Annotated in this window: 11 protein-coding genes; all 11 read right to left on the bottom strand. The window is 46.3% G+C overall.

What is annotated here, in order from left to right:
* Positions 1-396: 396 nt before the first annotated feature.
* The 11 genes from DTQ70_RS25095 to DTQ70_RS25045 all read right to left on the bottom strand — a co-directional run bounded on the left by DTQ70_RS25095 (position 397) and on the right by DTQ70_RS25045 (position 12252).
* Entirely contained in the window at positions 397-1194 is a 798-nt protein-coding gene (locus DTQ70_RS25095) for a cation transporter (protein WP_122934554.1), read from the bottom strand.
* A gap of 14 nt (positions 1195-1208) precedes the next feature.
* Positions 1209-1943, bottom strand: a complete 735-nt coding sequence (locus DTQ70_RS25090; protein ID WP_122933340.1) for a Bax inhibitor-1/YccA family protein — start codon at positions 1941-1943, stop codon at positions 1209-1211.
* Positions 1944-2025: 82 nt separating this feature from the next.
* Positions 2026-2841 (bottom strand): sulfate/molybdate ABC transporter ATP-binding protein, encoded by an 816-nt coding sequence (locus tag DTQ70_RS25085; protein ID WP_122933339.1) that lies wholly within the window; start codon positions 2839-2841, stop codon positions 2026-2028.
* Positions 2838-3497, bottom strand: coding sequence for a molybdate ABC transporter permease subunit (gene modB, locus DTQ70_RS25080; RefSeq protein WP_206019579.1), 660 nt, complete (start codon positions 3495-3497; stop codon positions 2838-2840). Before modB ends, DTQ70_RS25085 begins: the two co-directional genes overlap by 4 nt.
* Before the next feature lie 5 nt (positions 3498-3502).
* Complete coding sequence (modA, locus tag DTQ70_RS25075) at positions 3503-4258, bottom strand: molybdate ABC transporter substrate-binding protein (RefSeq protein ID WP_122933338.1); 756 nt, start codon at positions 4256-4258, stop codon at positions 3503-3505.
* Between the two features lie 7 nt (positions 4259-4265).
* Positions 4266-5345, bottom strand: coding sequence for a cytochrome-c peroxidase (locus DTQ70_RS25070; RefSeq protein WP_122933337.1), 1080 nt, complete (start codon positions 5343-5345; stop codon positions 4266-4268).
* A gap of 45 nt (positions 5346-5390) precedes the next feature.
* A complete protein-coding gene (locus DTQ70_RS25065) occupies positions 5391-5885 on the bottom strand; it encodes a molybdopterin-dependent oxidoreductase (protein ID WP_122933336.1) in 495 nt (164 codons plus the stop codon).
* A 102-nt stretch (positions 5886-5987) separates the two neighbouring features.
* Positions 5988-7409, bottom strand: coding sequence for a Gfo/Idh/MocA family protein (locus DTQ70_RS25060; RefSeq protein ID WP_122934552.1), 1422 nt, complete (start codon positions 7407-7409; stop codon positions 5988-5990).
* Between the two features lie 288 nt (positions 7410-7697).
* A complete protein-coding gene (locus DTQ70_RS25055) occupies positions 7698-8771 on the bottom strand; it encodes a hypothetical protein (protein WP_122934551.1) in 1074 nt (357 codons plus the stop codon).
* Positions 8772-8895: 124 nt separating this feature from the next.
* On the bottom strand, positions 8896-10965 hold the full coding sequence (locus DTQ70_RS25050; protein ID WP_122933335.1) for a beta-N-acetylhexosaminidase: 2070 nt from the start codon (positions 10963-10965) through the stop codon (positions 8896-8898).
* Between the two features lie 498 nt (positions 10966-11463).
* Positions 11464-12252, bottom strand: a complete 789-nt coding sequence (locus DTQ70_RS25045) for an SDR family NAD(P)-dependent oxidoreductase (protein WP_122933334.1) — start codon at positions 12250-12252, stop codon at positions 11464-11466.
* Positions 12253-12304: the final 52 nt, after the last annotated feature.

Here is a 12304-nt window from a genome sequence, read left to right as displayed (position 1 = left end):
TTAAGTTATTGGGTAATAATGGTAATTTTCCAATAATTTTCCCTTGCAAATAGTATGTACAAGAGAGGCTTAATTCTTACATAGTTGCGGCCATTCAGAATTAAAATATGTAATTACAAAGAGCGAAAAATCTTTTGTTGCTTGGCACTATTATTGCGCAAGTTTATGGTGATTTGTAATGTTTTCCAATGATTATTCTAAATATGTTTAAAAAATCAAATTATTTATTTATTAAATTATAAGCTAAAATTTCAATCAAAAGAATATAAGTAAACTTTCTAAGTAACTTCTTTTTCACAACACATCTTTTAGTACTATTTCAATTTTACTTCAAAAAAAACGTCAGACAAATCGCCTGACGTTTTTGTAACTGCTGCTATTGGTTTCGCACTTTGGTTATTTTGATAAGCTAAAAATTTTATACGCTCCTTGTCCAACGATAACAAAAACGATTGTACCAACAATCAAATCGGGGTACTTAGAGTTAGTCAAATACACCAGTCCCCCCGCAAGCATCACCCCAATATTTACAATCACATCATTGGATGTAAAAATCATACTTGCTTTCATGTGGACCTCGCTACTTTTACTTTTTTGCAATAAATACAAACAAAGCCCATTCCCCATCAAGGCTAACATTGAAACAACAATCATTGTTTGGAAAGCGGGCACCTCTTCAAACCCAAGAAAACGTCGGACTACTTCCACAAAACCAACGATTGCCAGTACCATTTGCAAATACCCAGCAGCTTTTGCACTATTTTTCTTTCGCGCGATAGCTCCGCCGACAGCAAAAAGCGCAAGGCCATAAACGATACTGTCGGCAAGCATGTCTAAGCTATCTGCGACCAGCCCCATCGAATTAGAAATGACGCCTGTTATGAGTTCTAGTACAAAAAACAGCATGTTAATCGCTAAAACTTGCCAAAGTAGCCTTCGCTCCTGTCCCAACTCCTCTAATGCTTTTTGATAACCCTCCGCCACAACACTATCTATGACCGATGTATCAAACTTCAGGCTATCAAGGCGTTGAAATATAGAATCATAGCCCTGTGTATGATACACCGTCAGCTGTCTGTCAGGAATATTAAAATCAAGAGACTCAATCATTGCCAAATCTGCCAACTTCATCCGTATCATTTGTTCTTCGGATGGGCAATCCATTTTCCCTATTTTGAACCTTGTTTTTTGCATTTTCATCGTTCTACTTAGTCTCGGCTTGAGAGCTTGGCTAACAAACGAAGCACTTCTATGTACAACCATACAATAGTAACAATCATCCCAAACGCGCAGTACCATTCCATGTATTTGGGTGCACCGTAGGCCGCGCCTTGCTCGATTCTGTCGAGGTCAAGTACTAAATTGAAGGCTGCTAACCCCACCACAAACAACGAAAAGCCGATTCCGAACCAGCCTGTATCGTAAATAAGCGGCATTTCGATGCTGAACATACGCAGTACCATAGCAACCAAGTAAAAAATAGCCACTCCCGCCGTAGCTGCCATCACCGTCCGTTTGAACGTGGGAGTTGCCCGAATGACGCCCGCTTTGTACAAACCGACCATCCCCGCCAAAATGGCAAAAGTGAGCAGCACCGCCGATAAGCCAATGCCTGGATACATACTTTCAAATACCAACGTGATGCCTCCCACAAAAACCCCTTCAACCAGGGCATAAATAGGTGCCAAGGTAGGTGCTAGCTGTTGTTTAAAAGCCAAAATGAGGGCAATCACGAAACCCGCAATTGCGCCACCGATGGCCAAAGGCATGATAAGTGCAGGATTGGAGGCAAACAACAACCAACTGCCCACAGCAGAGGCAATGACCAATGCACCTAATAAAATGATTTTGTTGACTGTACCTTGGACAGTCATCGCTCCTTGCCCAATGCCTTCTTGGGCGGCTTTGATGAATGATTTTTCGGATAAGGTTGGATTCGCCATAGCTGGATTATTTTTTGTAAAAAACGTTTGTCAACGACAATTTATGCAGTTTTTGGGAAAATTCAAAGACTTTTTCGTTGAATTAAATTCGCCGTTTCCAACTCAACGACATCTCGTCTCCCACTTTCAAGTCGTTGGGCCAAGGAGCAGAAGCACTAAAGCGTATTTGCATCGTATCGGTTTCGAGGTAACCATTCTCACGGTCTAATTTTGTGATGACACCCCACACAGGCGTGGGCTCAGGGGCTTTGTTTTCGTCCGCTTTTATCTGTCCACGTTCCAGTTCAACCTTTCGGTCGGCCAACTGACGAATGTCTTCTTGATTATGGGTCACCAGCAACGTCGTCGTTTGGGCTTGTTGGTGCAAACTCATTAATACTTCACGAAGGCTTTGAGCAGTGGTAGCATCAAGCGATGCAAATGGCTCGTCCAACAACAACACCTTAGGTCGCCGTACCAACGCCCGCGCCAACGCTACTCGCTGCCGCTGCCCTCCCGACAACGCATCGGGCTTTCGGTGCGCAAGCGACTCTAAACCAATTTTTTGCAGCAATTCATCAATCAACGCATCTTTCGTCGACGCGGCAGCGTAGGCCAAGTTTTCGCGAACAGTCATGTTAGGAAAAAGCGCCGAATCCTGAAAAACAAAGCCAATGGAACGTTGCTGAACGGGTACATTTATCTTGGAAGAAGTGTCCAGCCACGTATCGCCATCCACGACAATCCGTCCCGAAACGGGGGTTTCTAAACCTGCTAACAAACGCAAAAGCGTTGTTTTTCCAGCCCCAGACGCCCCGTACAAAGCCGTCAAGCTATGCGACTCCAACGAAAGCTGAATCCGTAGCTCTCCCCGACCATCGGCAAAAAGGCGCGGTAGCTGAAGGTCAAGTTCTATCATACCGTCAAGCGTTTATTGAAACGATACACAAGCACTAAAATCACCAAAGAAATAACCAACAATAACGCGGCATAACTGTGCGCAGCGGCATAATTGAGCGTTTCGACCTCGTCATAAATGGCTATCGACGCTACGCGCGTTTGCCCTGGTAGGTTTCCGCCAATCATCAACACCAGCCCAAATTCACCAATGGTATGCGCAAAAGACAGCACAATACCCGTCAGCAGCGCAGGCTTACTATTGGGCAAAAGAATCCGAAACAAAGTAGTAGTGCGTGATTTGCCGAGGGTAAAAGAGGCTTCCTGCCACGATGGCGGCAAGTTTTCAAGCCCCGCCTGAATTGGATGCACCATAAAAGGTAGGCTGTACACCATTGATGCCACAACCAGCCCTTCAAACGAAAACACCAGTCGCAGATCGAACGTTTGTTCCAAAAATTGCCCCAAGGTACTGTTTGGACTCAATGCCAATAAAAAATAAAACCCCAACACCGACGGCGGTAAGACCAAAGGCATACTGATGATGGCCTCTATCAAAGGTTTGAGTTTAGTTTTGGTGGCCGACAACCAGGCCGCAAGCGGTATCCCTACCAACAGCAGAAGTACCGTGGTAATGCTTGCCAAACGAAACGTAAGCCAAATCGGCTCCCAATCCATGTTTATCATTTTTGCTGTGTCACGATTCGATACCCAAACTTCCGAAAAATAGCTTGTGCACGTTTACTAAACAAAAAATCATAAAAACGACGGGCGGCCAAACTGGGTTCAGCGTTTTTCTTTTTGAGCAATACCACACCTTGCGCAATCGGACTGTAGGTTCTTGGGTCTATTTCTATCCATGTTCCCTGCCCTTTTAACGAAGGGTCGAGCACTACCGATTTGGCCGTAAAACCAACCTCCACAGCCTGCGATAAAATATACTGATTGACCTGCGAAATACTTTCTCCCATGACCCACTTGCTTTGCGTTTTTTCAAACAAACCATAATGCCTGAGGGCTTCCTGCGCCGCGACTCCGTAGGGCGCAAGCTTGGGGTTGGCAATGGCGATTTTTTTAATGGAAGGTTGGGTCAAAAACGACAAATCTTTCGTAGGCTTTGTCGCTCCGATGCCCCAAACGACCAAAGCTCCGTAGGCATAAATCTTGGGAGCGGCCGTGGTTAACCCTTCTTTAAAGAGCACGTCAGGATAGTGCATATCAGCCGACAAAAACACGTCAAACGGCGCTCCTTGTTGGATTTGAGTCGTGATTTTTCCTGAAGAGTTAATAATGGTTTCAAGCTCTACACCCGTTTCTTTCTCAAAAACGGCCTCCAATTCCTCCATCACAAACTGGGCATTGGCCGCTACGGCGACACGCACCGTTTGGGCATACAATTGCGGTACAATGAGCCACAAGAGTAATATTATTTTTTTCATTCAGTAGTTAATGCTTTCTAAAAGGGTTGGCAAACGCAGGATTTGTCACAAAAGTTGAATCCGTTAACGTATGTAAAAACGCAATAATATCCTTTTTTTCGGAAGAAGTCAGTCCCAAGCGCTGCCCAGTGGGTTCATTGTGAGAAGTTCTCAGCTCGTGACTAAGGTTAGGGCTAAAATGAAAGTGCTCGTTGTAGTGATCAAGTACTTGCTCGAAACTCGCAAAGCGGCCATCGTGCATGTAGGGTGCCGTCAGGGCAATATTTCGCAAAGTTACCACTCGAAAACGACCGTTATCCAGTCCGTCAGTCGTTATTTCTTGCCTTCCTCGGTCCGCGACGGCTATGCTATCAAGACCATTGTTATGAAATACTTCCTGCATCAATTTAGCCCCTCCGTGGCAATGTGCGCAATTGCCCCCGCGTACACCTCGCTCAGGAGCAGGCCCACGCATGAACAAATCTCGCCCCCGCTGCTCAGAAGCCGAAAGAGTAGTTTCACCTTTTAAAGAGCGGTCGTAAGGTGAATTAGCAGAAATCAACGTTCGTTCAAACTGCGCCAACGCTTTGGTGATTTGTTCTCCCGTAATCACAGAAGTGCCAAATACCTCTTGGAATAGCGGAGGATACAGACGCGTTTTGGCCAACTTTTTCGCCGAAGCCTCCAGCGACTGCCCCATTTCATCGGGGTGAGTCAGGGGAAAAACCGCTTGATTTTCGAGACCATTGGCGCGCCCGTCCCAGAATAAGTTCTTTACCCACAACAGATTCACCAGCGACATGGAGTTTCGACGAGTAGGTGTTCCTGATACGCCGATACTGAGTTGTCGGTCGTCCGAAAAAGCATTGGCTTGTTTGTGACAACTTGCACAAGCGACGGTGTTGGTACTGGAAAGCAGCGGTTCATAAAACAACATTCGGCCCAGCGCCACGCCTTCTTCGGTCATCGGATTATCGTCGGGAATCGTGAAACGACTACCAAATGAAGTTGGATACTCCAGCTTGTAGGGATGCAGTTTACCCTTTTTTTCTACCAAAAAAGAAGAAAAGAAAACTAACAAAGCTATTAGGAGTGGAAAGTATCGCATTGGGAAGGCGTTGTTAATTTGCGATTACACCGCGAAGCAGAAACATCATTTAGCAAATCGAATTTCGAGCGATTTTAACTCCCGAATCCAGCGAGCAGGGCGTTTTTCGTTGGGTATTACCAAGCGAAACGGACCTACCCCCTGAGCCAAAGGTGCACCATCGGCCGAGTCGGCCACTAAAATAGTACGTCCGCTAAACTCAGCATCCACCTCGGCTAACGAAAACAGCACTTCGTAGCCATCACCCGCTTTGGCAATCACGTATTTTGAGAGATTTTCACCGCGAAGTTCTCCACCCAAAGTTACGCCTGCTTTGCGAAGAACCGTCGTAAGCAGTACTCCCGCATAGCGGTGCTCTTTGCCGTCGCGGTCTTTGGCAGTTAGCTCGGCTCGTTCTAATGCTTGAAGGTCGGAGGCGGTCAGGGTCAGCGGCGTTTTTACTTCGCCCGTGACGGAGATGGTTTGGGCGAGGAGCCCTTTAGTAGCGAATAAAAGGACCAGTATTCCGCTTAAAAGTAGTTTTATGGAAGTATGTATCATTCCCCAAAGCGTTATTTTTTCAAAAATATAACGCTTTGGGGAAATTACCTAATAGAAAAACCTTGGAACGGTTTGGAACCGTTCCAAGGCTAAAAGTTTACTCTATACTTTTGCTTTGGTCGTGCCGCCTTTGGTCATTGAAATATCGACGGGCGCATTAGCTTTCCACGAGCCACCTGTAAAATCAGGTACATCAATGGAATTGGAGCGATTGGCCACCGACCAGCCACTCAGCGGTGCAATGCTGCTCCAAAGGGCGGCGTCATACACGTCTTGGTCGAGCGGAAGGCCATTGCGAAGGCAGTCGATGGTGCGCCAATCCATCAAAAAATCCATCCCACCGTGTCCGCCGACGTTTTTGGCCACTTCACCCATTTTTTTCACAATTGGCGGCAGGTATTTTTCTTCCAACGCCTTGTATTCCTCGGCCGACATCCATTCGTGACCCGTTGAATATCGCGCGGGTTCGGGGTATTTTAAACCTACCGCTTTGGTCCCACTCACCAGTTGAATCCGCGAATATGGCCTTGGCGATGACACGTCGTACTGAACCATGATGGTACGCCCTTTTTGGGTCTTAATCGTGGTCGTACTCATGTTTCCGTTGTAGGATTTTCCCACGTAAGGCTTGTAAAAATCGTCTTTGGCGGCAAGTTCTTTGGCCAAATTTCCCAACACAAAATCGCTACTCGACATCGAAGTCAGGTACTCCATTTTATCGCCACGATTGATGTCCATTACTTGACAAATAGGTCCCAATCCGTGCGTGGGATACAAGTTGCCTTTACGCTGAAACATCTCTTGAAGCTCCCACAATTGGTAAAAATGGGTTTTGGAAAAAACGTGCGTTTGTAAATTGTGAATATAAGCGGCTTCTCCGTGGATAATTTCCCCAAAAAAGCCATTTCGAGCCAAATTGAGCGTCAGCAATTCGGAGAAGTCATAACAGCAGTTTTCGACCATCATGCAATGCTTGCGCGTGCGCTCCGAGGTATCGACCAACTGCCACGCCTCCTCGATGGTTTTGGCGGCGGGCACTTCTACGCACACGTGCTTGCCGTGCTCCATCGAAAAAACCGCCATCGGCGTATGGAATGCCCAAGGAGTGAGGATATACACCAAGTCCAAATCGGTACGTTCGGCGAGTTTTTTCCAAATTTCGGGGCTGCTATCGTAGGTTTGGGGGCGGTGTCCCGAAGCTTCAACCAGTTTTTTGGCCGCGGCTGTTTTCTCAGAACGTAAATCGCACAAAGCTTTAATTTCGACACCTTCGATTTTATTTAATCGCTCAACGGCCCCCATCCCACGGTTGCCTAAGCCGATAAACCCAACCCGAACTACGTCCAGTTTGGGAGCGGCGTAGCCACTCATGTTAAATTTCTGAACCCGCTTACGGTCAGCTTGTTCGCGCACTTGTGCCCATTCTTCGGGGGTATTGGCGTAAGCGGCAAAGGGGTTAGCGGCAAAGAGCCCTAATCCCGTAGCACTTGCCGTTTTTAAGAAATTTCTACGGTTGTTTTCCATATTTTTAGTGGTTAAACCTTCTGAATATGCTCTAATCAAACTTTCTTTGAGTTTGAGACTTTGCAGGTCGCTCACGGCCGCTGGGCCTCGCCTTCTCCTTCAACGCTCTGTAATTTCGGGCGCGTTGCGCTTTATCCGAAATTACAAGCCGTTTCACGAGAAGACTAGAAAATTAAAAAATCAAAGATTTTGAATTGTTTTCATTTATGACTTATCGCCTAATTATCACATAATTAATTAACAACTATTAACGGTTAACTGATAACGGTTAACAACCTACTTCAGCTCTTAAAAAATGCAATCTCCGAGGAAAGCTGGCTGATAGCCCTTTTCGGTTGCCCAGCGCACACAAGCACGAATGCGGTCGCGAAAGTCGGGCTGATAGGCTTCATAAAAAGGATAATAGTATTGCTCATGTACCAAAAAATCGACGTACGGTGGCTGCCCTGACGGCAGATTGGCGTAGTTGTCGAGGTGAGGGACAATTTCGGGTAGTTCTTTTTTATCAATCACAATGCTACTTCGGACAAACGTAATGTCTTCTTCAGTATCGTGCCACACAAAGCGTTTTTTCAACTGACGGCGTTGCTCAACGGTCAAATAATACGAAACTGGCGGCAAATCATCGTCCACGTTGAAGTATCCCAATTGCCCCACATAGCCCGCATCCCGCAAAGCCCGCGAGCCTTCGACGGTGGCTTCGCCCCAGTGTAAAGTGGTAACAGGCCCTATCACGGCCTCGCCCGCAAATCTTCGAATTTCATTTTTGACCATTTCGCAATCGTCGGCAACTTGTTGGTAGCCTGCGGTACGGTAGGGCATATCGGGAAACTCCCCTCGCGCGTGGAAACTCAACCGCAACCAATCGGCATTGGCAGTCCACTCAGGTTTGAAGCGGTCGGTCAGTTGCGACAAATTAAAGCCGTCGGTTTCGTAAAAGAGATTGAGGTGAATTTTTGTCCCGTACTCGTCGTGAATTTGTTTCAAAAAGGCCAAATATTCATTATCAAAAATCGACGTATAGTTCGCATCGTTTTGGTGAATATCACGCAAAAACCAGATGTTATCATCAATCGACAAGCGGTAGTTTCCTGCAAAATTGGGCAGCCAAAAGACCTTGATTTGGGCGCTTTCTCCCGTGGTCATATTTTTTACTTCGACCGTATTTTGGTATTCGCTCAACGTCACCAAGGCTTCAAAAACACCTTCACGCTCGCGCGCTTCCACGCCATTGATGACAATAAAATGCTGCAACGGCGCTTTTACTTTTACCGTCGTTTGGAGTGTTCCTTCCACTACCTGTCCGTCCCATCCGTGAAGCATATCGCCTTCTATCGGGCTGATAAATTCTATGTTTTTCATGTTTTTATATGGGTAACCCCTAAGGGGCAAAATATATTTCTGTTTTCCCATTTTCTACAAATAGGTAGTGCCTAACGACACACATAATACCTAGAAAATTTGCATCGTAAAGGTTACCCATTGCTTAAAAATCAGGATTAAAGACCTCTACAAACGACTTTACGGGCGTATCTTTTTGGCGTTGAATCTGGAAATCAACCACTTTCAAGTGCAATTTTCGCCACAAGCTGTACTCCACCTCAAAACGCCCCAGAATACTATTTAGGCGATACGGCATACATTCCGACAACCACGCGGCCTCGTACTCACGTTTGAGTTCGCCCGTTTCGTCCATGGCGTCCACCAACAGACTATGACAAGGATAGGTCAAATCATAAATGACGTAATCTTCCTTTTTCTTCATCACCATTGCATAGTCCCAGCGATCCACCACCGTACGCGCCCACATAAACCGCATGGCCGAATAATTGATTAATCGAGCCGATACTAACAATGAATTGGCAAACTTACGTTCGGTTTTTGAGGCTTTTTTAAGAGCCGCTATCAGATTAGCCTGTGCCTCTTCGCTGTATTTCCGAACTTCCCTAAAATCAGCCATGTGCGCTTCGGTATTGGTCAAATAATACGCCGAAAACGGGTTCGACCACGCCTCTACCAGCGTCCCTCTCGGCATACTTTGGGTATTTTTTCCTAAACACTTTTTCAGGTATTCGACCGAAATAGCAATGTTATCAAAAGCTTCACCCATTTCTTGGGCGATGTTGGGATAGACCAACGATGCGTATTTTCGGGCAAACTCTTTTTGGTTAGGAGATTTTCCCTGCCAAGCCGAAATGCAACCGTAGGCCATAAACATCCACGACGACCGCACAAAGGGCTCTACCGAATCGGTCCAAACGGAGGTGATAAAGCCTAATGTTTGGTGCCGCAATCCTGCCCGCAAGCACAAATCAATATTGTCGTAGGTATAGCTTGCTTCGGGATAAATGTGCCCCCAGCCCGAAACCGCAGGTTGAATAAAAAAGGGTCTTTTTTCATTCAAAACAGGGTTTAAGTAATGGTAGGTTGCCGCCGAATCGGGCGAATATTGCCAAATAACGGGGATGACGTCGGCAGGAAATTTCTTGATAATATCGGGATAAAACGAGCTCATATCGGTCCACGCCAAAAGCGTTTTTCCGTATTTTTTGAGTTCTTCACTCACAAACGTCAGCTGTTGGATGTACAACGCTTCGGGATTCAGGCTTTTCTCACCTGTGCTGTTCAGACGCTTGGTTTCCCACGTTTCATCAAAACCCACGTGGATAAACGGGCTTTTAAACAACGACGTGTATTGTTTAATCCAGTTTTTGAGCAATTCTTTCACACCTGCATTACGAGGATCCATCTCGTGTCCGTAGCGACCAATCGCCAACGAAGCGTACTTTTCATTCCGAATAAGTTCGTGCAAATGCCCGTAAAAATTGACGAATGGAATGACATCCATGTGCCGCTCACGAGCATACGCAATGATGTTTTTCACCTCCTCTTGGGTGTAATTGGCTTTGTAATTAAGGGTAGAATAGCCTTCTAATTCAATGCTTACTTCGTTATAAAAATAATACTGGTTGGTTTTCCAACGTGCCAAAAAGTCGATTTGACGTTTGATTTCATCCACCGTTAGCAAGCCTCCGTGGGCAAAATCCATCATCACGCCTCGAAAGGCCATGGTGGGTCGGTCGGTGATGGTCACGTAAGGAATCGTAGCGCGTTCGCCTTCCCCTTGAATCAGTTGTCGCAGGGTTTGCACAGCATACCATAGCCCCGTTGAGGTCTCGGCTTCTATTCGGATTCCTTGCGCCGATACCGACAACGAATAGTGTTCGCGCGTACTTCCTTTAATCGCTTCGTCGGTTTCGGGCAGTTCTCGACCTGTCGTTTTTACCGTGTAGCGCACCCGCGACGTGGCGAGTGTGGAAGCCATTTTCACAGGCTTTCCACTTCGCTCACGCAGGGTTTGTTGTAATTCTTTAAGGATAAAAACAATGTCTTTGGAAGCAGTCGGAGGTACATAAAGCGTCAAGTTGCTCACTGCCAACGCTCCATTCCCGTACTGAACCGAAGTGGGTTCGGGCAGCAAACTGGGACGATTTTGGGCAAAAACCCCCGTAAACACCCAAAAACAACTACTTATTATCAGAATGAGGGATTTCATTTTTCTTTGTTTTAACCATTCCTATCCAATAAACTGGGTTCTGAGGAACCCTTTCTGGAGGTTTTGAGAAACCTCCAACACGCTTGCATGCTTTCGGATACTCATATCCGAAACAGGGTTTCTCAAAACCCCGTCAATAAAAGTCACCCGCAAACTGGGTTCTGAGGAACCCTTTCTGGAGGTTTTGAGAAACCTCCAACACGCTTGCGTGCTTTCGGATACTCATATCCGAAACAGGGTTTCTCAAAACCCCGTCAATAAAAGTCACCCGCAAACTGGGTTCTGAGGAACCCTTTCTGGAGGTTTTGAGAAACCTCCAACACGCTTGCATGCTTTCGGATACTCATATCCGAAACAGGGTTTCTCAAAACCCCGTCAATAAAAGTCACCCGCAAACTGGGTTCTGAGGAACCCTTTCTGGAGGTTTTGAGAAACCTCCAACACGCTTGCGTGCTTTCGGATACTCATATCCGAAACAGGGTTTCTCAAAACCCTGTTTTAATATGTCGCTCTGCCTCCCGATAAGTCGAAGGTAAAGCCCGTGGTGAAACTGTTTTTTGAAGAAACGATGTAGGCAGCCAAGTCGGCGGCTTCGTCTAACGTACCACAACGTTTCATTGGAATTTTGTCCGTCATGTATTTGACCTGAACTTCGGGCATGGCATCCACCAAAGGCGTCCGAATCACTGCAGGTGCCAAGGCATTGACCGTAATCCCGTCTTCGGCGTATTCTTTTCCTTGGACTTTGGTCAGGCCAATCACCGCCGCTTTGGAAGCTGAGTAAGCCAACATCCCCGCATTACCCTCTTTCCCTGCAATGGACGCAATGTGCAAAATACGGCCGTATTTTTGGGCTAACATCGAAGGTATCACTGCCTTAGAAGTATAGAAACAGCTCATAAAGTTGACATCAAACACCTTTTGCAAGTTTTCGGTGCTTACTTCATGGCTCTTCAAATTGGTTACTCCCGTGATGCCCACACAGTTGACCAAAATATCCACTTTTGAGAAACGTGCCACTACTTCGGCTACGGCCTCTTGTACTTGTGTTTCGTTGGTAATATCGAGTCCAATGCGTAGGGTCTGCTCGCCATAGGATTCAAATTCTTGTTGAAGCCCTTTTTCGTTAAAATCAAGCAATGCCACGTGGGCTCCTTCGGCAAGAAGTTTTTTGGCTATTGCCAAGCCTATGCCTGATGCCGCTCCTGTTACAATGGCTATTTGCCCGTCAAATTCCCCACAAACGTTTTGCCTCTCCGAGGCAATTTTTGATGATGTTATTTCCATTTTCTACAAACGTTGTGCCTCGCCGAGGCAATTTTTATCCATTCGACATTCT

The sequence above is a fragment of the Runella sp. SP2 genome, from assembly GCF_003711225.1.
Lineage (GTDB): Bacteria > Bacteroidota > Bacteroidia > Cytophagales > Spirosomataceae > Runella.
The sequence above is the reverse complement of the archived record's forward strand: the minus strand, read 5'-3'. Positions and strand labels throughout refer to the sequence as shown.

Bases quoted from the DNA above. Each gene is read 5' to 3' on its own strand.
- DTQ70_RS25095 (WP_122934554.1), bottom strand. From the start codon at position 1,194: ATGCAAAAAACAAGGTTCAAAATAGGGAAAATGGATTGCCCATCCGAA.
- DTQ70_RS25090 (WP_122933340.1), bottom strand. From the start codon at position 1,943: ATGGCGAATCCAACCTTATCCGAAAAATCATTCATCAAAGCCGCCCAA.
- DTQ70_RS25085 (WP_122933339.1), bottom strand. From the start codon at position 2,841: ATGATAGAACTTGACCTTCAGCTACCGCGCCTTTTTGCCGATGGTCGG.
- modB (WP_206019579.1), bottom strand. From the start codon at position 3,497: ATGGATTGGGAGCCGATTTGGCTTACGTTTCGTTTGGCAAGCATTACC.
- modA (WP_122933338.1), bottom strand. From the start codon at position 4,258: ATGAAAAAAATAATATTACTCTTGTGGCTCATTGTACCGCAATTGTAT.
- DTQ70_RS25070 (WP_122933337.1), bottom strand. From the start codon at position 5,345: ATGCGATACTTTCCACTCCTAATAGCTTTGTTAGTTTTCTTTTCTTCT.
- DTQ70_RS25065 (WP_122933336.1), bottom strand. From the start codon at position 5,885: ATGATACATACTTCCATAAAACTACTTTTAAGCGGAATACTGGTCCTT.
- DTQ70_RS25060 (WP_122934552.1), bottom strand. From the start codon at position 7,409: ATGGAAAACAACCGTAGAAATTTCTTAAAAACGGCAAGTGCTACGGGA.
- DTQ70_RS25055 (WP_122934551.1), bottom strand. From the start codon at position 8,771: ATGAAAAACATAGAATTTATCAGCCCGATAGAAGGCGATATGCTTCAC.
- DTQ70_RS25050 (WP_122933335.1), bottom strand. From the start codon at position 10,965: ATGAAATCCCTCATTCTGATAATAAGTAGTTGTTTTTGGGTGTTTACG.
- DTQ70_RS25045 (WP_122933334.1), bottom strand. From the start codon at position 12,252: ATGGAAATAACATCATCAAAAATTGCCTCGGAGAGGCAAAACGTTTGT.